32 protein-coding genes are annotated in these 24,553 nt (G+C 52.6%); 11 read left to right on the forward strand and 21 right to left on the reverse strand.

Annotated features, from left to right (window positions below; genetic code table 11):
- Positions 1 to 35 precede the first annotated feature (35 nt).
- From msrB to BMX66_RS05700, 5 genes are all read left to right on the forward strand, one after another.
- Entirely contained in the window at positions 36 to 455 is a 420-nt protein-coding gene (msrB, locus tag BMX66_RS05680; RefSeq protein ID WP_090879164.1) for a peptide-methionine (R)-S-oxide reductase MsrB, read from the forward strand.
- 213 nt (positions 456 to 668) lie between these two features.
- Positions 669 to 1,214, forward strand: a complete 546-nt coding sequence (locus BMX66_RS05685) for a septation protein A (protein WP_090879166.1) — start codon at positions 669 to 671, stop codon at positions 1,212 to 1,214.
- Positions 1,214 to 1,516 (forward strand): YciI family protein, encoded by a 303-nt coding sequence (locus BMX66_RS05690; protein ID WP_090879935.1) that lies wholly within the window; start codon positions 1,214 to 1,216, stop codon positions 1,514 to 1,516. Before BMX66_RS05685 ends, BMX66_RS05690 begins: the two co-directional genes overlap by 1 nt.
- 11 nt (positions 1,517 to 1,527) lie before the next feature.
- Complete coding sequence (locus BMX66_RS05695; protein ID WP_090879168.1) at positions 1,528 to 1,791, forward strand: BolA family protein; 264 nt, start codon at positions 1,528 to 1,530, stop codon at positions 1,789 to 1,791.
- 24 nt (positions 1,792 to 1,815) lie between these two features.
- Positions 1,816 to 2,613 carry a peptidylprolyl isomerase gene (locus BMX66_RS05700; RefSeq protein ID WP_177168730.1) on the forward strand — a complete coding sequence of 266 codons (798 nt, stop codon included), beginning with the start codon at positions 1,816 to 1,818 and terminating at the stop codon, positions 2,611 to 2,613.
- Positions 2,614 to 2,670: 57 nt separating this feature from the next.
- On the opposite strand, the gene alr is transcribed toward BMX66_RS05700, so the two are convergent.
- The gene (alr, locus tag BMX66_RS05705) at positions 2,671 to 3,744 is read right to left on the reverse strand and encodes an alanine racemase (protein WP_090879170.1); all 1,074 of its coding nucleotides are present in this window, start codon (positions 3,742 to 3,744) and stop codon (positions 2,671 to 2,673) included.
- Positions 3,745 to 3,886: 142 nt separating this feature from the next.
- Here alr and lplT point away from each other — a divergent pair, with 142 nt between their 5' ends.
- Entirely contained in the window at positions 3,887 to 5,161 is a 1,275-nt protein-coding gene (gene lplT / locus BMX66_RS05710; protein WP_090879171.1) for a lysophospholipid transporter LplT, read from the forward strand.
- Positions 5,162 to 5,168: 7 nt separating this feature from the next.
- On the opposite strand, the gene BMX66_RS05715 is transcribed toward lplT, so the two are convergent.
- From BMX66_RS05715 to tsaB, 6 genes are all read right to left on the reverse strand, one after another.
- Positions 5,169 to 5,669, reverse strand: coding sequence for a TPM domain-containing protein (locus BMX66_RS05715; protein WP_090879173.1), 501 nt, complete (start codon positions 5,667 to 5,669; stop codon positions 5,169 to 5,171).
- Complete coding sequence (locus tag BMX66_RS05720; RefSeq protein ID WP_369826956.1) at positions 5,670 to 6,575, reverse strand: TPM domain-containing protein; 906 nt, start codon at positions 6,573 to 6,575, stop codon at positions 5,670 to 5,672.
- A gap of 340 nt (positions 6,576 to 6,915) precedes the next feature.
- Positions 6,916 to 7,509, reverse strand: coding sequence for a LemA family protein (locus BMX66_RS05725; RefSeq protein WP_090879175.1), 594 nt, complete (start codon positions 7,507 to 7,509; stop codon positions 6,916 to 6,918).
- 228 nt (positions 7,510 to 7,737) lie between these two features.
- Positions 7,738 to 8,580 (reverse strand): uracil-DNA glycosylase, encoded by an 843-nt coding sequence (locus BMX66_RS05730; protein WP_090879177.1) that lies wholly within the window; start codon positions 8,578 to 8,580, stop codon positions 7,738 to 7,740.
- Positions 8,577 to 9,038: a ribosomal protein S18-alanine N-acetyltransferase gene (rimI, locus tag BMX66_RS05735; protein WP_090879179.1), complete on the reverse strand. Its 462-nt coding sequence runs from the start codon at positions 9,036 to 9,038 to the stop codon at positions 8,577 to 8,579. Before rimI ends, BMX66_RS05730 begins: the two co-directional genes overlap by 4 nt.
- Complete coding sequence (tsaB, locus tag BMX66_RS05740) at positions 9,035 to 9,706, reverse strand: tRNA (adenosine(37)-N6)-threonylcarbamoyltransferase complex dimerization subunit type 1 TsaB (protein WP_090879181.1); 672 nt, start codon at positions 9,704 to 9,706, stop codon at positions 9,035 to 9,037. Before tsaB ends, rimI begins: the two co-directional genes overlap by 4 nt.
- A 136-nt stretch (positions 9,707 to 9,842) precedes the next feature.
- Here tsaB and BMX66_RS05745 point away from each other — a divergent pair, with 136 nt between their 5' ends.
- Positions 9,843 to 10,283, forward strand: coding sequence for a host attachment protein (locus tag BMX66_RS05745; RefSeq protein ID WP_090879183.1), 441 nt, complete (start codon positions 9,843 to 9,845; stop codon positions 10,281 to 10,283).
- A 10-nt stretch (positions 10,284 to 10,293) separates the two neighbouring features.
- Here BMX66_RS05745 and thpR read toward each other — a convergent pair whose 3' ends face one another.
- The 8 genes from thpR to BMX66_RS05785 form a co-directional block, all read right to left on the reverse strand.
- Positions 10,294 to 10,866, reverse strand: a complete 573-nt coding sequence (gene thpR, locus BMX66_RS05750; protein ID WP_090879186.1) for an RNA 2',3'-cyclic phosphodiesterase — start codon at positions 10,864 to 10,866, stop codon at positions 10,294 to 10,296.
- Positions 10,853 to 11,347, reverse strand: a complete 495-nt coding sequence (gene ispF, locus BMX66_RS05755) for a 2-C-methyl-D-erythritol 2,4-cyclodiphosphate synthase (RefSeq protein WP_090879188.1) — start codon at positions 11,345 to 11,347, stop codon at positions 10,853 to 10,855. Before ispF ends, thpR begins: the two co-directional genes overlap by 14 nt.
- Positions 11,348 to 11,408: 61 nt before the next feature.
- Positions 11,409 to 12,104 carry a 2-C-methyl-D-erythritol 4-phosphate cytidylyltransferase gene (ispD, locus tag BMX66_RS05760; RefSeq protein ID WP_090879190.1) on the reverse strand — a complete coding sequence of 232 codons (696 nt, stop codon included), beginning with the start codon at positions 12,102 to 12,104 and terminating at the stop codon, positions 11,409 to 11,411.
- Positions 12,105 to 12,318: 214 nt separating this feature from the next.
- Positions 12,319 to 13,074, reverse strand: a complete 756-nt coding sequence (gene zapD, locus BMX66_RS05765; protein WP_090879192.1) for a cell division protein ZapD — start codon at positions 13,072 to 13,074, stop codon at positions 12,319 to 12,321.
- Between the two features lie 115 nt (positions 13,075 to 13,189).
- Positions 13,190 to 13,795: a dephospho-CoA kinase gene (gene coaE, locus BMX66_RS05770; RefSeq protein ID WP_090879194.1), complete on the reverse strand. Its 606-nt coding sequence runs from the start codon at positions 13,793 to 13,795 to the stop codon at positions 13,190 to 13,192.
- The gene (locus BMX66_RS05775) at positions 13,792 to 14,661 is read right to left on the reverse strand and encodes a prepilin peptidase (RefSeq protein WP_090879197.1); all 870 of its coding nucleotides are present in this window, start codon (positions 14,659 to 14,661) and stop codon (positions 13,792 to 13,794) included. The genes coaE and BMX66_RS05775 overlap by 4 nt, the downstream gene beginning before the upstream one ends.
- A gap of 19 nt (positions 14,662 to 14,680) precedes the next feature.
- Positions 14,681 to 15,979 (reverse strand): HlyC/CorC family transporter, encoded by a 1,299-nt coding sequence (locus tag BMX66_RS05780; RefSeq protein WP_177168748.1) that lies wholly within the window; start codon positions 15,977 to 15,979, stop codon positions 14,681 to 14,683.
- 135 nt (positions 15,980 to 16,114) lie between these two features.
- Positions 16,115 to 16,942: a cytochrome C assembly family protein gene (locus BMX66_RS05785; protein WP_090879201.1), complete on the reverse strand. Its 828-nt coding sequence runs from the start codon at positions 16,940 to 16,942 to the stop codon at positions 16,115 to 16,117.
- A 65-nt stretch (positions 16,943 to 17,007) separates the two neighbouring features.
- Between BMX66_RS05785 and ffh the strand changes: the two genes are divergently transcribed.
- A complete protein-coding gene (gene ffh, locus BMX66_RS05790; RefSeq protein WP_090879203.1) occupies positions 17,008 to 18,357 on the forward strand; it encodes a signal recognition particle protein in 1,350 nt (449 codons plus the stop codon).
- Between the two features lie 50 nt (positions 18,358 to 18,407).
- On the opposite strand, the gene BMX66_RS05795 is transcribed toward ffh, so the two are convergent.
- The 3 genes from BMX66_RS05795 to coaBC are packed head-to-tail and all read right to left on the reverse strand — an operon-like array spanning position 18,408 to position 20,516.
- Entirely contained in the window at positions 18,408 to 18,851 is a 444-nt protein-coding gene (locus tag BMX66_RS05795) for a DUF192 domain-containing protein (RefSeq protein ID WP_255398822.1), read from the reverse strand.
- A complete protein-coding gene (dut, locus tag BMX66_RS05800) occupies positions 18,851 to 19,300 on the reverse strand; it encodes a dUTP diphosphatase (RefSeq protein WP_199679275.1) in 450 nt (149 codons plus the stop codon). The genes BMX66_RS05795 and dut overlap by 1 nt, the downstream gene beginning before the upstream one ends.
- 10 nt (positions 19,301 to 19,310) lie before the next feature.
- Positions 19,311 to 20,516, reverse strand: coding sequence for a bifunctional phosphopantothenoylcysteine decarboxylase/phosphopantothenate--cysteine ligase CoaBC (gene coaBC / locus BMX66_RS05805; protein ID WP_090879952.1), 1,206 nt, complete (start codon positions 20,514 to 20,516; stop codon positions 19,311 to 19,313).
- A gap of 146 nt (positions 20,517 to 20,662) precedes the next feature.
- On the opposite strand from coaBC, the gene radC reads away from it, so the two are divergent.
- The 3 genes from radC (at position 20,663) to rpmG (ending at position 21,832) form a co-directional block, all read left to right on the forward strand.
- On the forward strand, positions 20,663 to 21,337 hold the full coding sequence (gene radC / locus BMX66_RS05810) for a RadC family protein (RefSeq protein ID WP_090879205.1): 675 nt from the start codon (positions 20,663 to 20,665) through the stop codon (positions 21,335 to 21,337).
- Positions 21,338 to 21,398: 61 nt separating this feature from the next.
- Positions 21,399 to 21,635 carry a 50S ribosomal protein L28 gene (rpmB, locus tag BMX66_RS05815; protein ID WP_090879955.1) on the forward strand — a complete coding sequence of 79 codons (237 nt, stop codon included), beginning with the start codon at positions 21,399 to 21,401 and terminating at the stop codon, positions 21,633 to 21,635.
- 41 nt (positions 21,636 to 21,676) lie between these two features.
- Complete coding sequence (gene rpmG, locus BMX66_RS05820; RefSeq protein WP_090879207.1) at positions 21,677 to 21,832, forward strand: 50S ribosomal protein L33; 156 nt, start codon at positions 21,677 to 21,679, stop codon at positions 21,830 to 21,832.
- A gap of 137 nt (positions 21,833 to 21,969) precedes the next feature.
- Here rpmG and BMX66_RS05825 read toward each other — a convergent pair whose 3' ends face one another.
- The 3 genes from BMX66_RS05825 to BMX66_RS05835 all read right to left on the reverse strand — a co-directional run bounded on the left by BMX66_RS05825 (position 21,970) and on the right by BMX66_RS05835 (position 24,534).
- The gene (locus BMX66_RS05825; protein ID WP_090879209.1) at positions 21,970 to 23,139 is read right to left on the reverse strand and encodes a DesA family fatty acid desaturase; all 1,170 of its coding nucleotides are present in this window, start codon (positions 23,137 to 23,139) and stop codon (positions 21,970 to 21,972) included.
- A gap of 284 nt (positions 23,140 to 23,423) precedes the next feature.
- The gene (locus BMX66_RS05830) at positions 23,424 to 24,029 is read right to left on the reverse strand and encodes a cysteine hydrolase family protein (protein ID WP_090879211.1); all 606 of its coding nucleotides are present in this window, start codon (positions 24,027 to 24,029) and stop codon (positions 23,424 to 23,426) included.
- A 40-nt stretch (positions 24,030 to 24,069) separates the two neighbouring features.
- Positions 24,070 to 24,534 carry a DUF2269 family protein gene (locus tag BMX66_RS05835; RefSeq protein WP_090879214.1) on the reverse strand — a complete coding sequence of 155 codons (465 nt, stop codon included), beginning with the start codon at positions 24,532 to 24,534 and terminating at the stop codon, positions 24,070 to 24,072.
- Positions 24,535 to 24,553 lie beyond the last annotated feature (19 nt).

Below are 24,553 nucleotides of genomic sequence, written 5' to 3' on the forward strand. Positions count from 1 at the left end.
TTCACGTTGCGTTAATTTTTGGAGGGAAAGGAGCTATGAGCGGCAAAATTGCAAAATCGGAACAGGAATGGAAAACGCAGCTTGCGCCTCAACAGTATCATATCTGTCGTGAAAAAGGCACGGAACCCGCTTTTACGGGCGAATACTGGAACTGCCACGACCAGGGGGTATACCGTTGCGCTTGCTGCGGTGCGGCATTATTCGGTTCGGATACCAAATTCGATTCCGGCACCGGTTGGCCTTCTTTCTGGCAGCCCATCGATCCGTCCAATGTTGCTGCCGAGGCAGATAACAGCCTTTTCATGCGACGAACGGAAGTTTTATGCGCTCGCTGCGACGCGCACCTGGGCCATGTGTTCGAGGATGGTCCCGCCCCCACTGGTTTGCGCTACTGTATCAATTCCGCGTCGCTCAAACTCGATCGCGGGTCTGATGGTCAGGAACGGGCCAATTAATAAAGTAGAGGCAATTCAGGGCTGCTCGTCTATGTCCAGCCTTCTTGAGCCTTCTAAACCAGGACGACATCAATGACAGATTATATTCATGGCCGTCAAAGCGTGTAGATCACGTGCCTATCGCTTTAACCAGCAGGAAATTCAATAGATTTTTCTCTTCGTAACCGCGATAATCAGCTCATCAGCCAACCGCTGGCGGCATCGTTCCAAATTATGAAATTTCTTTTTGATCTTTTTCCCGTAATCCTTTTTTTCATTACTTTCAAGGTCTACGGCATCTACGCTGCCACCGCTGTAGCCATTGCCGCCACTTTTGTCCAAATCGGCTGGGTTTGGTACCGCCACCGCAAGGTTGATACGATGCTGTGGGTAAGCCTGGTTCTCATTGTCATCTTCGGCAGTGCGACACTGATCCTGCAGGACGAGACTTTTATCAAATGGAAACCATCGGTGCTTTATTGGCTTTTCGCCGTCGCACTGCTGTTGGCCCATGCGATTTTCAAGAAGAATTTGATCCGTACGATGATGAAAGAACAGATCACGCTGCCAGACCCGGTGTGGAGCCGGCTGAATGCCAGTTGGGCGGCGTTTTTTGCATTGATGGGCGTAGCCAATCTCTACGTAGCGTTCAATTATTCCACGGAAACTTGGGTCAACTTCAAGCTGTTCGGGTTTATGGGTATGATGCTGGCTTTTGTCATATTACAGGGATTGATGCTGGGAAAATACGTTGAAAACGATGAGGATAAAGAGACATGATGCTCTACGCGATAAGCGGTGAAGATGTTTCTGACAGCCTTGAAAAACGGCTGGCAGCACGTCCCGCGCATCTGGAACGTATCAAGGCATTGCAGAAAGAGGGACGTCTCATCCTGGCGGGGCCATATCCTGCGATTGACAGCCCCCATCCCGGTCCCGCGGGATTTTCCGGCAGCCTGATCGTAGCTGAATTTGAATCGCTCGAAGCAGCGCGGGCCTGGGCCGAAAGCGATCCCTACGCCACTTCAGGCGTATATGCCAAATTGATAGTCAGGCCATTCAAGAAAATCTTGCCATCATAAATAGTAAACCGATGAGCACGCCCGAATTGATCAAGCAGAAGCTTTCCGTGCTTGAACCCGAAGAGGTGGAAATTGTGGATGATAGCTCGCGGCACGCCGGCCATGAGGGGGCCAAAGGCGGCGGCGGACATTATTTGCTCACCATTGTCTCCTCCAAATTTGCCGGCAAATCCGCATTGGAACGGCACCGTCTGGTCTATGCGGCGCTGCACGAGATGATGCACAAGAATATTCACGCGCTGAGTGTAAAAGCGTATACTCCTGAAGAAATTTAACTTTCCACTGACAAGGAAGCCTCTATGCAATTTATGAAACTTGCTCAACTAATATCACTCGGTATTTCCGGACTGATTGCCGTAACGGCTGTTCAGGCTCAATCCGGCTCAACCATGGCCAAGGTGAACGGTGTAGCAATTCCTCAGTCGCGCCTCGAATTCATTGTGAAAGCGCGTACCGCCCAAGGCCAGCCGGATAGCCCGGAATCCAGAAAGGCCTTGCGCGAAGATCTCATAACCGAAGAGGTAATAGCTCAGGAAGCCAAGAAACAGGGACTCGACAAAGATCCCGATTTCCAGACTCAACTCGATATGGCGCGCCAGACAGCTCTGGTCAGGGCATATCAGGTGGATTATATAAAGAAGCACCCGGTCAGCGATGAAGAGTTGCGAAAAGAATACGAAGCACTGAAAACTCAGATGGGCGATAAGGAATATAAAGCGCACCATGTTCTCGTTGCTACCGAGGAAGAAGCTAAAGATATCATCGCTCGTATCAAAAAAGGCACCAAGCTTGAGAAGATCGCCGAGGAAAAATCCCTTGATACGGGCAGCAAAAGCAAAGGTGGTGAACTCGACTGGAGCCCTGCTGCAAGCTATGTACAGCCCTTTGCGGAAGCCTTGACGAAATTGAAAGAAGGCCAGCTTACCCAGCAGCCGGTAAAAACCCCCTTTGGCTGGCACGTGATTCGCCTGGATAATGTGAGGCCGCTGAAAGTTCCGCCATTCGAGGAAGTAAAGCAGAACCTGGCCCAGCGTGTGCTGCAAAAACAGTTCGCGTCATCGGTCAATGATCTGCGTTCCAAAGCGAAAGTCGAATGAATCCCCGAAAGCCGAAACAAATAAAAAAGGCAGCCTCGGCTGCCTTTTTTATTGGGTTTACGTTACCTTCTGCATTCGCGGCGCCAAGGCACATAGCAGCTCATAACCCACTGTACCGGCTGATTGCGCAACCTCATCGACCGGCATGCCCTTTCCCCAGAGTGTAACCGGGCTGCCTACCCCGGCATCCTCTATATCGCTCAGATCCACGTGCAGCATGTCCATTGATACACGCCCGATGACACGAGTACGCTTGCCGTTCACCATTACAGGGGTGCCCGTCGGCGCATGACGAGGGTAGCCGTCGGCGTAACCTCCTGCAACAACGCCAACCCGCATCGGTTGGCCGGCGCGGAAAGTATGGCCATATCCGACGCCATCCCCCGCTTTAAGCGATTGCACCGCGATGATTTTGCTTGATACCGTCATTGCCGGATGCAGATCCAATTCTTCGGCAGTCGCGTCAGTAAATGGCGACGCTCCATAAAGCATGATGCCAGGGCGCACCCAATCGGCATGTGTTTCAGGAAAGCGCAGAATGGCGGCCGAATTGGCCATTGAGCGAGGCAGATATCGTCCTCCGGCAATTACGTTGAAACGTTGTAGCTGAGCCGCAATGTTTTCACTTCTGTGGGACTCGTCGGCGCGAGCAAAATGCGTCATGAGCGTAATGTGCTCCACGGCAGAATTAGCTTTGAGGGTTTCCAGCACGGCGGGAAATTCCTCAAGCGTGAATCCAAGGCGGTTCATGCCGGTATTGAGCTTTAGAAATACGTCCAGTCTCCGACGCACCTTGGATGCAGACAACATGGCAAGCTGCTCGCGGTGGTGAATTACCGTGCTTAAATGATACTGCTCGATCAAAGCCAATTCGTCTACATCAAAAAAACCTTCCAGCAGCAAAATGGTCTGGCGATAGCCCGCGTCCCGCAGCCGCACGGCGGCATCGAGCTCAAGCATGGCGAATCCATCTGCGCGCGCTAGCGCCTCGGCGGCGCGGAGCAGCCCATGACCATATGCGTCAGCCTTGATAACCGCCATTACGCGCGAGCGGGGCGCATGACGACGAACTACGGACAGGTTATGTTCGAGCGCAGAGAGATCAATCCGCGCCTGGATAGGGCGCGGCATCTCAGGAGCCAGGGACTTTGATCATTAGTGCGTGAATCCGGTGGATTCAATTGGGTGGCATGAGCGGTTTGATGATATAGCCTGGATGAGCATTGTATAATTCCGTGCCTGAGGATAAACAAGTTTCTGGAAGGAGAATAGTTTGAAACGCGGATTTTATACCATTATGGCAGCGCAGTTTTTTTCTTCACTGGCGGATAATGCACTGCTGGTGGTTGCGATTGCACTTCTGGTAGAACTGCATGCTCCCGCTTATCTCACCCCGATGCTCAAGTTTGTATTCGTTTTGTTCTATGTGGTTCTCGCCCCGTTTGTTGGGGCTTTCGCAGACTCGATGGCCAAGGGACGTGTGATGTTCATCAGCAATGCCATCAAGATCGTGGGCTGCAGTCTGCTTTTTCTGGCATCGCACCAGTATTTCGCCCTTGCCGCGTATGCGGTTGTCGGACTGGGCGCAGCCGCCTATTCTCCCGCGAAATACGGGATACTGACTGAACTTCTTCCCCCCGAAAAGCTGGTCATTGCCAATGGCTGGATCGAAGGCTTAACCGTTGCTTCTATCATATTGGGCACGGTATTGGGCGGGTTGCTGATCTCTCCCGCAATAGCCGCCATATTTCTGGCGTTTGATTTCCCCGTTATAGACACAGGCGTGGACACAATTCCGGAAGCCACCATACTTCTCATTGCCATATTTTATACCACTGCCGCGATCTTCAATCTGTACATTCCCAATACGGGGGTTGACCACCGTATTCTCAAGAAAAACCCGGTGTTCCTGGTGCATGAGTTCGCACATTGTTTGAGGCTGTTATGGAAAGACAAGCTCGGACAGATTTCGCTGGCCGTTACAACATTGTTCTGGGGCGCAGGTGCAACCCTGCAGTTTATTGTGTTGAAATGGGCCGATGCCGCGCTGGGTTACCCGTTAAGTAAAGCGGCACAGTTACAAGGCGTGGTCGCCGTCGGGATTGCGATAGGCGCGATTGTTGCGGCACGGGTGGTGTCGCTGCGTCAATCAGTGAAAGTCATTCCTCTTGGCATCGCGATGGGTGTTGTGGTTATGGCCATGATTCTGGCACAAGACCTGTGGATTGCGATCCCTCTTTTAATGCTGATCGGCGGATTGGCCGGATTTTTTGTCGTGCCGATGAATGCTTTGCTGCAACACCGAGGGCACATCCTGATGGGCGCAGGCCACTCTATTGCGGTACAGAATTTCAACGAAAATCTGAGTATTCTCACGATGCTGGCGCTGTACGCGATATTGGTGAGCTTCGATGTCCATGTTTATACGGTTATTGTTCTTTTCGGTCTATTCGTCGCCGTGATCATGGCGCTGATACGTCAGTGGCATCTGCGCAACCAGAGCATTGAAGATTCCCTTCATCTCATCGGTGCGCACAAAGGACATTGAGCGATCGTTACAGGATAACGGGCCTATCAGATAGCTCATTTTGCCCGCCTTCCCGCTCTGCCGGGAAATGTTCCCGTAAGTGATCGCCGATAGCCCGGATTCCTGCAATTACTCCTGCTTCGAACTGTCCCCGACGAAAAGCACCTTCCATTTCACGGCATATTTTTTCCCAATTGCCACCACCGACCCTGACGTCGATCCCCCGGTCGGCAATAATTTCAACGTCATGATCGGCCAGCAGCAAATAAATCAGCACGCCGTTATTATGTTCAGTGTCCCAGACCTTGAGTTGGGCAAACGCCTCTATCGCCCGCTCGCGTGCCGGCTGATTTGCAAGCAGAGGCAGCATATTCAGGGCTGGCTCCACGGCAAAACGGATCTCTCCGTCATGACCGGCTTCAGACTGTTTGATAGCTTGTTCGATTGCGATCAGGGCTGAACCGGGAAATAGTCGCCGTACCGCCAGAGGTCCGGTAAAAAGATGCCGCAGTATGCGTGAAAAATTCATTTACCATCTCCCCGATGCGCCGCCGCCGCCAAAGCCGCCACCACCCCCACGGAAGCCCCCGCCCCCAAATCCGCCGCCTCCAAAACCGCCTCTTCCTCCCATTCCGCCGAAGCCGCCCGGCCAACCGCCCCGCCCTCCTCTGGAAATTCCCCCGCCTGGGTTACCGAACAAGCTTATAAAAAACGCGCCGACAGCAACAACCAGGGCAACGATGATTGAAGAAAATACGAGCCAGCCTATGAAACCAGCCGCCGCGCTCATCAATGTGGCGCCTATAAAGCGTCCGACGAAGGACTGCAATATCCTGGCGATGATGATGAGTACAATAAAAACGAAAATAATATTATTCAGGAAAACATCCGCAGCCGCGCCGGTACTGTCGCCGCGCCTGATATTTCTGGTTTGAGGCGGCGGCAGCGGCTCACCTTCGATCACACGCGCTATCCGCTCGATACCCGCATCAATGCCGCCCGCAAAGTTTCCCTGTCTGAGTTCGGGAATGATTATCTCTTCGGTTATGCGCTTTGCAATAGCATCAGGCAGCACGCCTTCCAGACCATAACCCACTTCGATGCGCATTGTTCTGTCCTGCTTTGCAATCAGCAGCAGGATTCCATCGTCGATACCCTTGCGTCCCAGCTTCCAGGCCTCGGCAACACGAATGGAATATTGCTCGATGGTTTCAGGCTGGGTGGTGGGAACGATCAATACCGCAATCTGGCTACCTTTCCTGGCTTCAAACGCCGCCAGTTTCCGCTCCAGTTGCACAGTCTCATTCGCGGATAGCGTGCCGGCAAGATCAGTGACAGGGGATTTGAGGGGCGGAATCGTCACATCCGCCATCGATAAAGAGGCGGAAAAAAGCAGGGCAATGAATACAAGAGCTTTTCTTCCAGCTTGCATCATAAATAAATGTACCTATGAACCATTCCAGTTTGACGGCTATATAACCTGGGTAGCTGGGTAGGATGGGTGGAGCGCAGCGTAATCCATCAAGACGTACGACACATTAAACCAGGACCAAGAACCAGCGCGATTGCAGTTTGGTGAGATGTGGGAATAACCAAACGATGGTTGCGCTCGTTTCATCCATCCTACTGAAAAACGCACAGCCGCATATAAATAAAAGAAATAAAAGCTGACGTGCGGTTTAGGTTCCTTGGTCAGCTTAGGCGTAATCGTTAGCGAGATACACCAGCTACTACAGCTTATCTTCGAACAAATTTTTGGAACGGCCGTTTTCCCGTTATGGTTTGCTGAAATCCACATTGGGGGCAGTGGAAATTGCTTTCTCGTCTTCAACGGTGAGGCTAGGCTTCACCTGGAAGCCGAATACCATTGCCGTGAGATTGCTGGGGAACGAGCGCACCACGATGTTATATTCCTGAACTGCCTTGATATAACGATTTCGGGCAACGGTGATACGATTCTCCGTGCCTTCCAGTTGTGCCTGTAGATCGCGAAAATTAGCATCCGATTTCAGTTGGGGGTAATTCTCGGCCACTACAAGCAAGCGCGACAGAGCACTCGACAATTCTCCCTGGGCACGCTGGAATTTTTCGAGCGCCTCCGGATCGTTGATGAGCTCTGGTGTGGCCTGAATGCTTCCAACCCTGGAGCGGGCATTGGTCACTCCCAGCAGCACTTCTTTTTCCTGCGCGGCGAAACCTTTTACGACGTTGACCAGGTTGGGAACCAGGTCGGCGCGACGCTGATACTGATTCAGGACTTCTGCCCAGCTCGCTTTAATCTGTTCGTCCGTCGACTGTAAGGTATTGTAACCACAGCCGCTCAAGGTAAGGACAAGAAACAACGTCAGCGTCCGCATCAGGTTATGCATGAAATTCTTCCTGGAATAAAGTGTTGCCTCACATGGATGAGTAAATGGGGGCTGATTACCCGATTGCAAGGACCCTGAAGGAGCAATCCATGGAGCATCCATTGATCAAGCAGGTGGCAGAATCGAGATGATCAAAAGGCGCAATGTAGATCGTAGCTTAGTCTACGATGCCAGGGAATGCAAAGCGTCGAGCACTGATTCTGGGGTAACGCAAGGGATGACAAGAACTTATCCGGAGGTTCCCAAAGCCTCCATTGTGCTTCTGGCAAAGCATAAATCCTCCCACGCCTTGGCTTTGGCAGGCAGTGTGCGCAGCAGATAGGCCGGATGATAGGTGACAATAACAGGGATGCCGGAATGCTGGTGCAATCTGCCCCGAAGACTGCCTAGACTGGCATCGGTATGCAGAAGATTCTGCACGGCTGTCTTCCCCAATGCAATAATAAGCTTGGGTCTGATCAGCTCGATTTGGCGCGCAAGATACGGCTCGCAACACTGTGCCTCATCTGGACGGGGTTCCCGGTTGCCGGGTGGGCGGCATTTTACAATATTGGTGATAAAAACATTGCGGCCGCGCTTCAGGCCAATGGCGGTCAACATGTTGTCCAGCAGTTTCCCGGCCTGTCCGACAAATGGCTCTCCAGTGGCATCTTCCTGCGCACCCGGCCCTTCGCCTATGTACAGCCAGTCCGCACTTTGATCACCTACGCCAAATACTGTCCGCGTGCGAGAGTGGCATAACCGGCATGCGATGCAACCCGCTACGCTCGCCTCAAGTTCTTCCCAACCCATCTGCAGAATTTTCGAACGCCGGTCTTCCAGTGCACTCACTGCACCGACAGAGGAGTCGCTGCAAACCTGCTCTCCGGACTCGGCCTGCATCGCAGAAGCGGCGGGAAGCGGTGGGGGCAGTGGCGCCGCCTGGCGCTCCTGGGACAGTTCGGGCGGCTGGGGCATACTGGCCGGTCTAGCCGGTCTAGCCGGTCTAACATGCCACAAAGGCGTCAAACCCAGCTCTTTAAGTATCTCCCTGCGTCGTTTGCCCTTCTGTGCATTCCCCCCAGCAGTCATAAAACCAACTCCATCACCAAGGAATCCTCGCGACCTCCCATCGCAGGATAATAATCCCTGCGTCTGGCAATCTGTATGAATCCGATGCGTTCGTATAGCCGGGCAGCTGCATGGTTGGATTCCCGCACATCCAGAAACATCGTCAGCGCGCGCTGCTCCCTGGCGATATGAATGAAACGTCGCAGCAATTTTTCACCCCAGCCCTTGTGCTGCGCGCTTGCAGCAATGCTGAGAGTCAGCAAATGGGCTTCTTCCGCTCCGATCGACATAACGCCATAGCCAAAAATATCACCACCCTGCTCCAAAACCAGACAGTAATAGCCTGAATCGATAGAGTCGGAGAAATTGCCGCGTGTCCAGGGAAACAGAAAAACTTCCCGCTCTATGGCTACCACCGCATCCAGGTCTGCCGGAACCATTCGCCTGATTTGCGGCATATCCTGCAATTGGGCGCTCATCGCTCTTTCTCCTTCAGAGCTACTTTATTACGGACATAAAGCGGCGCGGCATCAGCAGGGCGGATACCCAACCCCTTTGCGAGTCTAGGCGCGGCCAGCCGAGCCATTGCACGCGCATTAGGCCGCAGGTCGCCGATAATGTGGCTGACGCGCCCGCCGTAGCGGTTGCGCAACACTTCATTGTAGATATCAAAGCCACTGCCGCAGCCCGTCCAACTGGATCCCGAGACGCCTGGCGCATTGAACGGTAAGCAAAGGGCCGGTTCGCTTACCTCTTGCCATCCGTCCACCGTTTTCTCATAGGCGGCGTGATAAATCTCCTTCATGCGGGCGTCAAGCGCCGCAATTACTCTATTTTCCCCGGCCTCCTGTGCCAGCGCTTCCAATGTGCATATTCCCACAACCGGCAGGTCCGCGCCAAAAGCCAGACCCTGGGTTATGCCGCATGCAATGCGCAGACCAGTAAAAGATCCAGGACCAGCACCGAAAGCGATACCGTCCAGTTGCACCAGCGCCAGTCCAGCTTCGCCTAGCGCCCGCTTTACCATCGGCAAAATCAGCTCGGAATGCCTCTGTCCGGCAAACACCTCCTGATCCAGTATTTCGCTATCCAGCAATATCGCGACCGAGCAGTACTCGGTAGATGTATCGAGAGCAAGAATTTTCAATGTAAAGTCGAGCGAATATCAGGCATCATATGATTCCAGGTAACCTCTGGCGGCGGAAACTTCCGCCGGGAATTCAATGTCCATTGTTGAGTAGCACCTACCTCGTTTTACTTTACCATTATCGCAGGGAGGAGTCATGAGCATCACGTGGATTCTCGTCGCAAACGCAAGCGCAGCATACCTTTACGCAAATTACGGACCAAAAAAAGGACTACAGAAAGTCAAGGAATTCAGACACGACGCCAGCAGGGAAAAACGGGTGGGCCTGGTTTCAGACCGTCCCGGCTATAACAAAAGCAACGGCAATGGCTGCGGCGCCTATGTACCGGCCACCGATCCCAAACAACACGAGGCGCACAATTTTGCGTGCAGATTAGCGAGGGAACTGGAACAGGGGCGCACGACCAATAGCTACCAGCGTTTGATCCTGGTTGTGTCAGCTCCGTTCATCGGTTTGATCAACAGCAGTTTGGGAAGCCACGTGCGTAACCTCGTAAGCGATACTTTCGAAAAGGATTACACCAGGGCGAGCGAGAAAAATCTGACCAGACATCTGGAAAGCTGCATTTACCTTTAAGTAGTCGGACTCAGGAATCCAAAGACCAGCGGCCAACAGGTACGTACACCGATCCGTCGCTGGTTTGTTCCGATTTAACCAGCGCCCACTCGCGCACACGCCATGCTATGGGTTCCATCAATTCAGGCAAAGTCTGGCACGAAGCATTTCTCATCAACGTTATGTGGGGCCTGTAAGCTCTCTGCTCCAATGAAAAGCCGGCATCGGACAGCCCATCCTGTAATGCGGCTACCAAATTCATCAGTTCTTGTGGAATTCTACCAATTTCCCCATAAACGATACCCTTGTGTTTCCAATAGCATATTTTTTCAACAACAAGATCGAAAGCATGCGCCCCGGAATCCCTGATTCCGCTGGCCACCCGGCATAGGATTTCCAACTTGTCGGGGTGCACTTCTCCCACGAACACTAGCGTGAGATGAATGTTTTCCGCTTTCGTTTTTCGTCCGCCGCAGAGCGTCTCCAATCGCAACCGCTTTACGAGCCCGCCAAGTTGCCTTTGCGCCTTGCTGTCGGGCCATATCGCAAAAAAAACCCGGACCGTTCGTCGCCCGATTTCGGTGTTGTCTTTAGTCCGCATCATCCATTCGCTTGATCAGGCATACCGCCTCCGCCTCTATTCCTTCCCCCCTGCCAACGGGGCCAAGACGTTCGGCCGTCTTGGCCTTGACATTGACATCTCCCGATCTCATCCGAAGATCCTGCGTGATGTTGATAACCATGGCGGGAATGTGCGGCGACATTTTAGGCGCCTGCGCCAGGATAGTGGCATCTATGTTCACTACCCTGTAATGATGCTCCGCCAGCAGGCGATAAACGTTATGCAGCAGTACGCGGCTGTCGATATTCTTGTAGCGCGGGTCGGTATCGGAAAAATGCCTGCCGATGTCGCCCAATGCCGCCGCCCCCAGAAGAGCATCACATATTGCATGCAACAACACATCCGCGTCGGAATGTCCGAGGAGGCCTTTTTCATAAGGAATGGTTACTCCGCCGATGACAAGTTTGCGGCCTTCCACCAGTTGATGTACATCAAAGCCTTGCCCGATTCTGAAATTACTCACGTTTCCTCTCTCAACTCTACTTGCAGCCACACTATATCCGCCCACTGCGGCACGTTATCATTTAAGGGTTTCCCAGTATCAGCTCCGCTAAAACCAGATCCTGTGGATATGTAACTTTCAGGTTGCGGGCATCGCTCAGAACAAGCTTGGGGCGGAGCCCAAGCGCCTCGATTGCGCCCGCATCATCGGTCATCGCCACGCCGCCGCTCATACTCAATGCTTCCATAAGCAACTTGTAACGAAACATCTGCGGCGTTTGCGCCTGCCATAAATTTTCCCTGGATTCTGTACGTTCAACCCGGCGGCCGGTATCGCCGCGCTTCAACGTGTCCGCCACTGGAACTGCGAGTAATCCGCCTACTTCGTCGTCCGCCAGCTCATCCGTCAATTTGTCGAGCTGCGCTGCCCCCAAACAGGGACGCGCAGCATCATGCACCAATATCCAGTCGTCACCCCTGACGGATGAGGCTTCCCATGCGGCCTTCAGGCCATTGAGCACACTCTCGGCGCGGGTTGCGCCGCCGCATTCCAGCACGACGAGCTTGCCCGAGAATTCTGACCAGTCATGCCGCGCCCATTCGCCATCATTTGGAGCAAGCACCACGAATACACTGACAATCCTCGGCGCATCGCACAGCGTCTTCAGAGCATGATAAATCATCGGCTTGCCAGCCAGCGTCAAATACTGTTTGGGAAGTTCGTCTCCCATGCGTGAACCGGAGCCCGCCGCGGGAATCAGCGCAAAAAAATTTGCCATAGGTGTGCAACTGGAGTTGGTCTAATTGATCTGGTAGAAAACGGGGATATTAAATTGAACAAGCTTTAACCAGGCAACATAGGCCAGTCACCGAGATCAGTTTGAAGGCTGCATGAGTCGGAAAATTAAAAGGATGCGCTAAAAAACCACAGGAACCTGCGTCGCAACAGGAAAGCCTAAAAGCAATTGTCGATTCCATTGAATCGGGATGCCTTCATAGCGTGCAGAAAGTCAATTCAAACTCTACATCTTCTTCATAAACTTTGGTTTTTTGTCTCGAGCCGGAGATGACGAAGCGAATGTTGAGCGCATATTTGTTGGCGCTGATTTCCGGCACGCAAGGCCGGCTGTCGTCCACCTTCAAGCACAGCATGTGCGCGATCCGTCCTGGCCCCATCTGCTGGAATACGCCACGCTGAGCAACATGCCGGAACGTTTTTCCGCTATTCCGCAACAGGTGCAAAACAATGCTGAATCCCCTTTCGATCGGCAACAGCGGCTCGAGCCACTCGTTGAGATCACTGCGGCGGACCGACGGATCCTGATGCAGCCAATAATGATAAGACGGCAAGTCAAATTCACATGCGCCTCCCGGTATCCCGACACGCTGCTTGATACTCATCAGCCACTCGTTCTCGCGCATGAGCTCCCCGATTTTCCCCGGCATACCCAGCATGCTCTGAGAGGCAACCTGTATATTACTTAACACCTGATTCAACGCGCCCTCGGAAATTTTCGGACTCCCCCGCAGTAACTCCAATGCTTGCTTCTGCCGCTCCAGTTCCTGCAGCAAATCGGACTTCATGTCCGCACGACCCGTTACATCGAGGATTTCAAATAATGTGACAAGCGCCGAGTGATGCTCGAAAGCATCTTCTCTTGCTGAGAAGAAAGCCACCTTGTCAAATAAATCCTCAAGCCGCAGCAGGGTGCGAATACGTTCGTTAAGTGGGTGCTCGTAACAAATCACGATAGGTTAAATTGAAAACTGGCCAAAAACAGGATAACTGATGGTGATATTGCGCTATAAATCGTCATTTTACAATCAAACGGGCACGTAATTAAATGGAAGTGCCAATAAGAAACTAATTCCCGCTGGCCAACGCTAGATATTTCTCATGTAACACGCCTACTTGCCGGGCCAGATGTGGCAAATCAGCATCATTGGTAATCACATCGTCCGCTTGTTGCAGTCGTTCCTCGCGTGAAAGTTGTGTGGCCATGATAGCGCGCACAGTTGATTCATCCAATCCGGTGCGAGCAGTGGCACGGGCAATCTGGTCACATTCGTCGCAATCCACCAGCAGGATGCGGTGGATCAACTCGCGGTACTGACCGGTTTCAAGCAGCAGCGGGACGACTACTATTCCGTAGGGGGCGGAGAACAACGCGGCGCGGCGCGACGCCTCATCTCGGATAAGCGGATGAAGAATCGTTTCAAGCTTGCGGCGTGAACCGCTATCGGAAAATACCAGCCGGCGCATTTCTTCTCTATTCAAGGCCCCCTCCGCCGTGATGAATCGATCGGTAAAAGTTTGTCGAATGGCATCAATCGCTGCCCCCTTTGGCTGGGTCAGTTCATGCGCAATCACATCGGTATCAACAATATCAATACCGAGAACGGAGAAGAAATTTGCAGCACTGGTTTTGCCGCTGCCAATTCCTCCGGTTAAGCCGATTATCAAGGTCATCCGGCTAAAGCCAACGCGAAATACGCGCTGTTGATCTGATTTCCCCAGAGCAATGCAAGCATGCCCCCACTGGCAAGATACGGCCCGAAGGGAATGGGAATATGGCGCTCGTGCTTTGCTACCAGTACCAGTCCGATTCCAGTCAGCGTGCCCACAACGGAAGAAAACACGATTACAAGCGGCAGCATTTGCCATCCGAACCAGGCTCCAATGACTGCAAGCAGTTTGAAGTCGCCTTGACCCATGCCTTCCTTGCCGGTGATGAGTTTGTAAGCCCGATATACCAACCACAATACAAGATAACCCGCAACCGCGCCTATAACGGCGGAATGGATATCAGTGAATATATCATCTAAATTGACCAATAATCCTGCCCATAAAAGCGGTAAGGTAATGTCGTTGGGAAGCAGTTGAGTATCCAGGTCGATAAATGCCAACGTAATCATCGCCCAGGCGAATGCCAAGGCGGCGAATGCCTCAAAACCATAGCCGAAATGCCAGGCAATAAAACCGCTGATGAAGCCGGTCAATGCCTCGATAGCGGGATAGCGCACGGAAATGGTTGCGCGGCATTGGGAGCAGCGACCCCTCAGAACCAGATAACTTATTAATGGAATATTTTCGAGTGCGGGTATTCTATGCCCACAATCGGGACAGGTGGAACGAGGCGCAACGATATTATATGGCGGCGGCGCCTCAACGGCTTCACCATGAAGCTCCGCACATTGCTCCCGCCATTCCCGCTCCATCATTTTCGGCAGGCGGTAAATAACCACATTCAGAAAACTGCCCACTGCCAGGCCAACGATAGAGCAGAAGAATATAAAAAAAGTCGCCGAATTCTGCAGCAGGTAAATAAATGACATCTAAGCTCGGGTGTCAGAATTACTGGCCTTTATACTCACTCGCCGGCTCCTGCTCAATTTGCGTTGAAGTGGCGAAGATTCGTACAACTTTGACCACCCGGTCCTGCGTCTGAATGATTTCCACCGGATAGCCGGCGATTTTAAGGCTGGTGCCTGCTTCAGGAATATCCTGAAAGTACTCCAGAACCAGGCCATTCAGGGTTTTTGGCCCGCCCAGGGGCAGTTGCAGGCCAAATTTGCGGTTGAGATCGCGCAGCAGGGTACTGCCTTCCACTATCAGGCTACCATCTTCCTGTTTCACGAACGTACCCGCTTGCGTCGGCGCGTGCGTAGTGAATTCGCCGATAATTTCCTCGATGATATCCTCCAGCGCTACCAGTCCCATCCATTCACCGTATTCATCTACTATGAGCCCAACTCGCTCGCGGTTTTCCTGAAATAGTTGCAGCTGCGAAAACAAGGGGGTACCCGATGGAATAAAGTATGGCTCGCGCATGATTTTCTCGAGTATCGCCGCCGTCACCTCTCCGCTTCTCATCTGGTTCAGCACTTTACGCACATGAATGATACCGATCACGTTATCGAGTGTTCCCCTGTATACCGGCAGGCGGGTGTGATGGCACGTGAGCAATTGATTGTGGATGGTTTCATCGTCCTCCTCCAGATCTATGGCTTCAATCTGGCCGCGAGGCACCATGACATCGTCAACGGTGATGGTTTCGAGATCGAACAGGTTGAGCAACATGCTCTGGTGTTTTTTCCGAATGAAATGCCCCGCTTCCAGGACCAGCGTTTTGAGTTCTTCCATGCTGATTTTTTGTGCGGCATTATCCGCTGCGGGCTTCAGGCGCAGAATAATAAGCAGCGCCTGTACAAACAGATTGACGAACCATACCACCGGATAAAAAAGCTTGAGTAATGGTGTCAGCACGTAACTCGAAGCCAGCGCGATAGGCTCCGCATACGCGGCCGCGATGACCTTGGGCGTAATTTCGCTGAAAATCAGAATGGCAAAAGTCACGGCCACCGTCCCGAAAAACAGGGCCAGATCGCTTTGACCGAAGGAAACGGAAACAATCACCGCCACCAGCGTCGCAGCAGCGGCATTCAGCAGATTATTACCTAGCAGGATTACGCCCAGAAGCCTGTCGGTATTCAATAGCAGCTGGGTGGTCAGCCGGGCGCCCCGATTTCCCTGTTTTGCAAGATGTTTCAACCTATAACGGTTGATCGCCATCATGCTGGTTTCAGAAAGGGAAAAAAATGCAGATAAAATCAACAGAGCAGCCAGCGCTATCAGCAGCACGTACAACGGCATGTCTTCCAAGAGAAACGCCTTTATGCAAGTAGAAAAAATTCAGGATCGGAAGACGGCGGCGTGCTTGCGATATGCTTCTGAATTGAACACGCTATCGCCTCAACCACATCCGTTTTCTGGCGCACAAATGTACCGCTAGCGCCGCAATATCACTTCCAGTACAAACTTGCTGCCAAGATAAGCCAACAGCAGAATGATGAATCCTGCCAGCGTCCAGCGGATGGCGATGCGTCCACGCCAGCCGTAGAGTTGCCTGCCCGCCAGCAGGGCGGCGAAAACGCCCCATGAAATGAAGCCGAACAGGGTCTTGTGAGTGAATTTTACCGGCTGACCAAACACTTCCTCCGAGAAAACAACTCCGCTGATGAGCGTTAGCGTAAGCAACACGAACCCTACCCAGATGACACGGAACAGCAATGTTTCCATCGCCAGAAGCGGAGGCAGGTTAGTCAGCACCGAAGGCATGGCCGGATGATGGAGGCGTCGCTCCACCACTGCCATCAGCAACGCGTGGAGCGCGGCAATGGTTAGCAGGCTGTATGCCAGCATCGCGATTGAAATATGTGCCTTGAAGGCGGGAAACTCCGTATTGGCCAGAGGGTGCAGGGAAGGAAACGCCAGCGGAAGCAGTACCGCCACGGCCGCCACCGGCGCAACCAGGATTTGCAAGCCTTCCAGGCGGTAGAAAAAGCCGGACAGCCAGTAAATCGTGGCTGTGAGCCAAACGATAGAGGAAACGGCGCTGCCCACGCCGAAGTTTAATCCGACGCCAGCGAATACGGACTCATAAAGCGTATAGCCGTGCAGCACCAGCGGTGCGAGAATGGCGTAGCGTTCCCATCCCGCAGCCATTGCTGCGCCGCCCGCGATATTTGGAGGCGCGTTCCATCTGGTGCGCCAGAAGTGCCAACCGATCAGCGCATACAGCAGGAAAGCAACGAGATAGGCTAGAATACCGGACATGACATTGCAGATTAAAACGGAACGTCCGTTTAGTCTACACCAATTTTTCCCGAGAGGCATTTTGCATGTTCGACAATCTTACCAACCGTCTGTCCGGGGTCATCAAGAACCTCCGAGGTGAAGCACGACTGACCGAAACGAATATACAGGAGGCGTTGCGCGAAGTGCGCATGGCGCTGCTGGAGGCCGATGTTGCCTTGCCGGTAGTTAAGGAATTCATTGCGCGCATCAAGGAAAAAGCTGTCGGCAAGGAAGTGATAGGCAGTCTTTCACCGGGGCAGGCACTGGTAGGGGTAGTGCATCAGGAACTGATTGCCCTTATGGGAGGGGAAAAAGCCGACATCAACCTGTCTACCGTGCCGCCAGCGGTCATCCTCATGGCAGGGCTGCAGGGAGCGGGCAAGACTACCAGCAGCGGCAAGCTGGCGAAGTGGTTGATGGAACAAAAAAAGAAAAAAGTGTTGCTTGTTTCCTGCGACACTTATCGCCCCGCGGCCATTCAGCAATTGGAACTGCTGGCCCGGCAAACGGGCGCGGAATTCTTTCCTGTTCAAGCAGGCCAACAGCCGAAAGAAATAGCTGCTGGCGCACTGAATTTCGCCCGCAGGCACTTCCACGATGTAATGATTGTGGATACCGCCGGGCGATTGGCAATCGACGAAGCCATGATGGCGGAAATCCGCGAACTTGAAACGCTGTTGAATCCCATCGAAACGCTGTTCGTCGTGGACGCAATGCAGGGACAGGACGCCGTCAATACCGCCAAAGCGTTCGCCGAAGCCTTGCCACTGACCGGCGTGATTCTTACAAAACTCGATGGCGATGCCCGGGGAGGCGCGGCGTTGTCAGTGCTTCACGTCACCGGCAAGCCGATAAAATTCGCGGGAGTAGCCGAAAAGCTGACTGGATTGGAGGCATTCCATCCGGACCGGATGGCCTCACGAATTCTGGGCATGGGTGATGTGCTGGGATTGATCGAGGAAGCCCAGCGGGGTGTGGATCAGCACGAAGCCGAAAAACTTGCCAAAAAGATGAAATCCGGCAAAAGCTTCGATCTGGACGATTTTAAAATGCAATTTCAACAGATGAGAAACATGGGCGGCATGAGCGCCATGATGGACAAACTGCCCAGCCAATTGAGTCAGGCGGCGCAGAACGTAAAAGTCGACGATAAAGTCATGGGCCGCACCGAAGGCATCATTAATGCCATGACACCTCAGGAACGCGCCAAACCCGAAATCCTGAAAGCATCACGCAAACGCCGTATCGCCGCTGGGGCGGGTGTCACTGTACAGGAAGTAAACCGCTTGCTGGCGCAATTCGAGCAAGCGCAGAAAATGATGAAGATGATGAGCAAGGGTGGGATGGCAAAAATGCTTCGAAGCATGAAAGGGATGCTTCCAGGCATGCGCTGAAGCGTCAGGAAGCGGGTAAGATTGGAGAAATCCCGCACCTGCGATTCCGGTTATTCCGCTGCGGGCACTTTCTCAAGTCCGGTGACCCTCTCACCCGGCTTCACCTTTCTTGCCGCAAACCACCCCCGGTTCACCTCCACCGCATATTTCGACGCGCCTGCAGAACGATGCCCCGTTGCCGTACGGGGCGCCATATCCTCAATGTTCAGAATCACGCCCTTCTCATCAAGAAAGGCGACACTCAGCGGTATGTCAGTATTCATCATCCACATGCTGTGGCGTCCGGGCTCGGAAAATACAAACAGCATCCCGTTGTTTTCACCCAGCGACTGCCGGTACATCAATCCCTGCGAACGGGTAGCTTGAGTATGCGCGACTTCGACAGAAAGCGGATGGCCTGAAATCCTGAGTTGGCGCACCGGCATTTCTGCACTCATTACGAAGCCCGCTGGCGAGGATAAAAGAAAAAACAGAAACACGGCAAGGGTACGCATCAGTGCTTACCCGTGCTGCCAAAGCCATTCGCTCCGCGATGGCTTTGCTCAAAGTCATTTACCACGTTGAAATCGACCTGAACTACCGGCACAACCACGAGCTGCGCAATACGCTCCAGCGGATTCAACAGAAAAGGAATCCGCCCTCGGTTCCAGCAGGACACAAAAATCTGACCCTGGTAATCGGAATCGATCAGCCCGACCAGGTTCCCCATCACGATACCGTGCTTATGCCCCAGGCCAGAGCGAGGAAGTACCATCGCGGCAAGTCCTGGATCGGCAAGATGAATGGCGATGCCAGTAGCAATGAGACTGGCTTCCCCCGGTTCTATGGTCATTACATGCTCGATGCAGGCACGCAAATCGAGGCCAGCGGAACCTGGAGTGGCATAAGCCGGCAACTGATTTTTAAGACGTGGGTCGAGAATTTTTACGTCGATTTTCAACATGACGATTACCTCAAGGCTTTTGCTGTTCAAGCAGTAAGGCGATATGTTTAATCAAACGCCGCGCCTGCTCGATTTTAGGCGCTTTCGATAAACGATGTCTGCCCGAATCATCAAACAGCGTCATCGCGCAGTCCTCGGCGCCAATTGCTTCCTGAGCGAGGTTAGCGGCAAGCAGCGGTAGCTTTTTTTTGCGCCGCTTGGCTTCGGCATTTTTCTCGAGATTTTCTGTCTCTGCGGCAAAGCCCACACAGAAGGGGGGGTTGGGCAGGCCCGCCACGAACTCCAGAATATCGGGGTTCGGAATAAGTTCGAGCTTAATATTATTATCGGTTTTCTTTGTTTTCTGTTTACTGGCACTTTTTATACGGTAGTCTGCTACTGCCGCGACACTTATAAAAACATCGGCATGCAAAAGCTCTTTTTTTACCGCCGCCAGCATATCCTCCGCACTGACCACGCCGACGAGCTTGGCGGCTGGAGGGGCTTCCAGACAAACAGGGCCCGAGATGAGGGCGGCCTCCGCCCCCGCTTCCAGCGCCGCACGTGTCACTGCATAACCCATTTTTCCCGAACTCAGGTTGGTGATCCCCCTGACTGCGTCAATCGCCTCGTAGGTAGGTCCGGCAGTGATGAGTACACGCTTGCCTTTCAACAGCTTGGGCTGAAAAAAGGCATGCATCGTTTCAGCGAGTTCATGTGCTTCCAGCATGCGCCCCATACCAGTTTCACCACACGCCTGGACGCCGCTTGCCGGACCAAGTATCAATACCCCATCACGCCGCAGCGCACTCAGGTTGCGCTGAGTCGCAGAGTTTTCCCACATTTGCCGGTTCATGGCCGGGGCGATCAGTAGCGGGCAATCGCGCGCAAGGCACAACGTCGAGAGAAGGTCATCAGCCAGGCCATTGGCGAGTTTGGCAATAAAGTCAGCGCTGGCAGGTGCAATAAGAATAGCGTCCACATGGCGCGAGAGATCAATATGGGCCATGCTGTTGGCAATGCTCGTATCCCATAAGTCGGTGAATACCGGCCTGCCGGTTAACGCCTGTAGCGTCGCCGTGCCAACGAAACGGCAGGCAGATTCGGTCATTACCGCCTGCACATCCATGCCGTCGTGTATTAAAAGACGCGCCAGCTCTGCGGCCTTGTACACCGCTACCCCGCCGGTCAGCCCCAAAAGCAGGCGCCTGGACATCGGTAGGGATGCTTCAGCCATAATCATAAAATCATTTTCTATAAAAACGGGAGTTTAACCTAAAAACTGGCGTTTCTTTACAGGAGTGGCGCACTTTGCCGTTAACCATGGTGAATCCTTACATTCAACTTTGATTCTTATCTCTTATCAATATTCCACATTCAACCATGGCGATCACAGACTGGCCCGAATCCGAGCGCCCGCGCGAAAAACTTTTAAAAAACGGAGCGGCGTATCTTTCCGATGCAGAACTTCTGGCGATATTCCTGCGCACAGGTATGGCGGGGAAAAGCGCAGTAGATTTGTCGCGGGAACTGCTGAAGCGTTTCAACGGCTTGACAGGACTGTTCGCTGCAGACCAGAACGCGTTTTGCGAAGTACCTGGAATGGGTCCGGCAAAATACGCGCAACTGCAGGCGGTATTGGAAATGGCGCGGCGCGCGCTGGAGGAAAAATTGAAAAGTGGCGATACCATGAGTTCACCAGGTTCAGTGCGCGACTATCTGCGCCTCAGCCTTCAGGGGAAAAAACACGAGATCTTCGTTGCCATTTTTCTCGACGCGCAGAACCGAACTATCACGACCGAAGAATTGTTCAACGGCACCCTCACCCAGACCAGCGTATATCCTCGCGAAGTGGTGAAAAGAGCATTGCATCATAATGCAGCGGCCATAATCTTCGCACACAACCACCCTTCCGGTATTGCGGAGCCGAGTCAAGCTGACGAAATTCTGACTCAATCTCTAAAACAGGCGCTTGCACTGGTGGATGTGAAAGTGCTGGACCATTTTATCGTTGGTAGCGGGGCGGCTATGTCGTTTGCCGAGCGGGGATTGATTTGATTTGAGGAATGCCCGAAGTCGGGATATAATATTCGTCTTTTGGATTTTGGAGTGGATGACCATGGCACGAGTATGTGAAATCACCGGAAAGAAACCGATGACCGGCCACCATGTTTCTCATGCTAACAACAAGACAAAAAGGCGCTTTCTGCCCAATTTGCAGCACCGCCGATTCTGGGTCGAAAGCGAGCGCCGCTGGATCAGCCTGCGCTTGTCTAACGCGGCACTGCGTACCATAGACAAGAATGGTATTGACGCGGTGCTGGCTGAAATGCGCGCACGCGGCGGCAGCATCTAACCGCCGGAAACGGTATTGGCTTGGAAACATAAGGACATATCATGAGAGAAAAAATTAAGCTCGAATCTTCGGCGGGAACGGGTCATTTCTACACCACCACCAAGAATAAGCGTATCACTCCGGAGAAAATTGAAATTCTGAAATTCGATCCGGTCGTACGTAAGCACGTCAAATACAAGGAAACCAAGCTCAAATAGAAACAGCAGCTTTGCAGCTATGCTATGTAGCCTCTGGAAGAGATGCAAAAAAGGAAACAAGTAGCCTGAAATACAAGACCCAAACAGAAAACCCGCCATCGGCGGGTTTTCTGTTTATTACATCTATTTATTCTTTCTCACGCGTAGCAGCGTAACCTGCGAGAGAAGTTTTCCAGTACTTCGATGCCGCTTTCCTCGGCACGATGACACCAGTCCTCCAACTGCTTGACCAGTTCATCTTTCGAAGTCGTCGAGCGTTGCCACACTGCCATGAGCTCTTCACGCATTTTATAGACCTTGTCGAGCCTACTGGTCTTGCTCAGCACCAGATTCAGTTTGGCGCGCTCGTCCTCTTGCAGAGTCTTGGAGTCAGCAAGTACCCAGCGCCTAAGGGTAGAGCGGTCTACGCCAAGATTTGTGGCCGATTCCTTCAGATGATCAATTTCCGTTGCCAGGGTATGCTTGAGAGATTGGGCGTATTTCGCCAGCACTTCGTAGCGATGGGAAATAACAGCTTGTAGCGTATCAAGATCACACTTTGTCTTGGCGGCATCCAAGCGCAATTTTGGCGCAACCTTCTTCACCTGGGCCAACCCCATCGATTTCAGAATGCATATGTACATCCAGCCGATGTCGAACTCATACCATTTGTTTGATAAACGTGCGGAAGTCGCATAAGCGTGATGATTGTTATGCAATTCCTCTCCGCCAATCAGAATCCCCCAGGGCGAAATATTGCGGCTGGCATCCTCTGCCTGGAAATTGCGATAACCCCAGTAGTGTCCAACGCCGTTGATGATACCGGCGGCCATGATGGGAGCCCATGCCATCTGTATTGCCCAGATCGTAAGCCCGATGGGGCCGAACAGAATAAGATTGATGATCAGCATCAGCGCAATGCCCTTGGCGCTATGCCTGGAGTAGACGTTGCGCTCCAACCAATCGTCCGGTGTACCATGGCCATATCTTTCCAGGGTCTCCAGATTCTTGGCTTCTTTGCGGTAAAGCTCGGACCCTTCTCTTAGCACCTTGCTGATTCCGAACACTTGCGGACTGTGGGGATCGTCGTGGGTTTCGCACTTGGCGTGATGCTTGCGGTGTATCGCCGTCCATTCCTTGGTGACCATGCCGGTAGTGAGCCACAGCCAGAGGCGGAAAAAATGGCTGGGCAAGGGATGCAGCTCCAGCGCGCGGTGAGCCTGATGGCGATGTAGATATATTGTGATACTGGCAATGGTAATATGGGTAAGCACCAGGATAACGGCGATATAACCCCACCAAGGTAAGTCGATAAGACCTAAAGTCATTTTTTGCGACCTTTTAGAATAAACACCGGAGAGAGAGGATACGGATTACCGGAGAGAAGGATACGGCAATTTAAAGCTAATCGAGCGTTTAGTCAAGAAATTATGTTCGTTTGAGGCAGCTTGCCGTACATACAAATATCAGGATATATGGTAAAGACTTCGCGCCTCCCGCGCTTCCGAATTATGGCGTACGTACGGGAACGTCCAGGGCAAAAAAATAGAGCCAAATAGAGCCGGCGCTTTTGTCGTCGCTTATTCTCGATCAAGCAAACGGTGTCCCGGGGTCAAGCGGGGCGCTTATTATTCTTTTCCTGCAATAATTGCTCGAAGTCGATCTCGATCGAGGATGTGGTGTCTGCCTTTAACGTCCGGCGCATCTGGGCAAGAGCGTCAGTATGCCTGCGTTTGGCTACCGCAGCACAGCAATCGGCCGGAACCAGAATTTCGAAGCCGCGGAGATATCCGTCATTTGCGGTAAAGAGGACACAGGAATCTGTGGTGAGACCGCAGAGTATCAATTTTTTTGTGTTCAGACTTTGAAGCAGAAGATCCAGAGGTGTTTGGAAAAAACCGGAATGCCTTGGTTTAAGGACAAAATAATCATCATGATGAGGTGCAAGCTCACGTGCTATGGGAGCTCCCGACACGCCGCTTCTTACACAACGTGTAACTAAATGCTTGAAATCCGACTGCCACTGTCCGAAATTATCATTCACGTACAGGCAGGGAACGCCCCTTTTTTTTGCTTCAAATTTAAGCCGTGCGATGTTCCCGGCCATGGGGATAGCGTACTCAAGAAGTTTTTCGCCTTCCTCAAATTCAAGATCATTGATCACGTCTATCAAAAGGAGCGCAACGGAACATTCGTGAAGTACGCAATTGTCGTTCATGGCGCCACAGATGATTTGCAGGCAGACCGTTGATACCCGCTCATGCCGGCTTCGCCACCATCAAATAAAACACAATGACAAGCGCAACGAATGCAGGAATACCAAGTGCAATCCATAGCCGGAAATAGCGCCAGTACAGGGCGGGCAACTCGCTCTCGCTTCTGCTGGCGTGTGACGCCAAATAGTGCATTCTTATTTGCAGCCATACTACCGGTACCCAGCAGGCTCCCGCGAGCAGATACAAGCCGGTCGACCACATTATCCACCGGCTTGTCAGAGGGATACCCGTTAGATAGACGAGATAAAAGCCTGTGAGGGGTTGGATAACCATTGTCGTTGCGGTGAAAGCCCAGTCAGCCGTAACAACGTTTCTCGCAACGGCGGCCATGATCGGCGGGTTTCTTGTCAGGCTGGCAAAAAAGAAGTAATAGGCCGTGCCTATGCCCGTACCGAAGAGCAGTGTTGAAGAAAGGATATGAAGCCACTTTGCGATAATATAATCCATTATCCCGAATCCGGCAGTT

Source organism: Nitrosovibrio sp. Nv6, from assembly GCF_900110495.1.
In the GTDB taxonomy this organism is placed as follows: domain Bacteria; phylum Pseudomonadota; class Gammaproteobacteria; order Burkholderiales; family Nitrosomonadaceae; genus Nitrosospira.

Bases quoted from the DNA above. Each gene is read 5' to 3' on its own strand.
- msrB (WP_090879164.1), top strand. From the start codon at position 36: ATGAGCGGCAAAATTGCAAAATCGGAACAGGAATGGAAAACGCAGCTT.
- BMX66_RS05685 (WP_090879166.1), top strand. From the start codon at position 669: ATGAAATTTCTTTTTGATCTTTTTCCCGTAATCCTTTTTTTCATTACT.
- BMX66_RS05690 (WP_090879935.1), top strand. From the start codon at position 1,214: ATGCTCTACGCGATAAGCGGTGAAGATGTTTCTGACAGCCTTGAAAAA.
- BMX66_RS05695 (WP_090879168.1), top strand. From the start codon at position 1,528: ATGAGCACGCCCGAATTGATCAAGCAGAAGCTTTCCGTGCTTGAACCC.
- BMX66_RS05700 (WP_177168730.1), top strand. From the start codon at position 1,816: ATGCAATTTATGAAACTTGCTCAACTAATATCACTCGGTATTTCCGGA.
- alr (WP_090879170.1), bottom strand. From the start codon at position 3,744: ATGCCGCGCCCTATCCAGGCGCGGATTGATCTCTCTGCGCTCGAACAT.
- BMX66_RS05715 (WP_090879173.1), bottom strand. From the start codon at position 5,669: ATGAATTTTTCACGCATACTGCGGCATCTTTTTACCGGACCTCTGGCG.
- BMX66_RS05720 (WP_369826956.1), bottom strand. From the start codon at position 6,575: ATGATGCAAGCTGGAAGAAAAGCTCTTGTATTCATTGCCCTGCTTTTT.
- BMX66_RS05725 (WP_090879175.1), bottom strand. From the start codon at position 7,509: ATGCATAACCTGATGCGGACGCTGACGTTGTTTCTTGTCCTTACCTTG.
- BMX66_RS05730 (WP_090879177.1), bottom strand. From the start codon at position 8,580: ATGACTGCTGGGGGGAATGCACAGAAGGGCAAACGACGCAGGGAGATA.
- rimI (WP_090879179.1), bottom strand. From the start codon at position 9,038: ATGAGCGCCCAATTGCAGGATATGCCGCAAATCAGGCGAATGGTTCCG.
- BMX66_RS05745 (WP_090879183.1), top strand. From the start codon at position 9,843: ATGAGCATCACGTGGATTCTCGTCGCAAACGCAAGCGCAGCATACCTT.
- thpR (WP_090879186.1), bottom strand. From the start codon at position 10,866: ATGATGCGGACTAAAGACAACACCGAAATCGGGCGACGAACGGTCCGG.
- ispD (WP_090879190.1), bottom strand. From the start codon at position 12,104: ATGGCAAATTTTTTTGCGCTGATTCCCGCGGCGGGCTCCGGTTCACGC.
- coaE (WP_090879194.1), bottom strand. From the start codon at position 13,795: ATGACCTTGATAATCGGCTTAACCGGAGGAATTGGCAGCGGCAAAACC.
- BMX66_RS05775 (WP_090879197.1), bottom strand. From the start codon at position 14,661: ATGTCATTTATTTACCTGCTGCAGAATTCGGCGACTTTTTTTATATTC.
- BMX66_RS05780 (WP_177168748.1), bottom strand. From the start codon at position 15,979: ATGCCGTTGTACGTGCTGCTGATAGCGCTGGCTGCTCTGTTGATTTTA.
- BMX66_RS05785 (WP_090879201.1), bottom strand. From the start codon at position 16,942: ATGTCCGGTATTCTAGCCTATCTCGTTGCTTTCCTGCTGTATGCGCTG.
- ffh (WP_090879203.1), top strand. From the start codon at position 17,008: ATGTTCGACAATCTTACCAACCGTCTGTCCGGGGTCATCAAGAACCTC.
- BMX66_RS05795 (WP_255398822.1), bottom strand. From the start codon at position 18,851: ATGCGTACCCTTGCCGTGTTTCTGTTTTTTCTTTTATCCTCGCCAGCG.
- dut (WP_199679275.1), bottom strand. From the start codon at position 19,300: ATGTTGAAAATCGACGTAAAAATTCTCGACCCACGTCTTAAAAATCAG.
- coaBC (WP_090879952.1), bottom strand. From the start codon at position 20,516: ATGGCTGAAGCATCCCTACCGATGTCCAGGCGCCTGCTTTTGGGGCTG.
- radC (WP_090879205.1), top strand. From the start codon at position 20,663: ATGGCGATCACAGACTGGCCCGAATCCGAGCGCCCGCGCGAAAAACTT.
- rpmB (WP_090879955.1), top strand. From the start codon at position 21,399: ATGGCACGAGTATGTGAAATCACCGGAAAGAAACCGATGACCGGCCAC.
- rpmG (WP_090879207.1), top strand. From the start codon at position 21,677: ATGAGAGAAAAAATTAAGCTCGAATCTTCGGCGGGAACGGGTCATTTC.
- BMX66_RS05825 (WP_090879209.1), bottom strand. From the start codon at position 23,139: ATGACTTTAGGTCTTATCGACTTACCTTGGTGGGGTTATATCGCCGTT.
- BMX66_RS05830 (WP_090879211.1), bottom strand. From the start codon at position 24,029: ATGAACGACAATTGCGTACTTCACGAATGTTCCGTTGCGCTCCTTTTG.
- BMX66_RS05835 (WP_090879214.1), bottom strand. From the start codon at position 24,534: ATGGATTATATTATCGCAAAGTGGCTTCATATCCTTTCTTCAACACTG.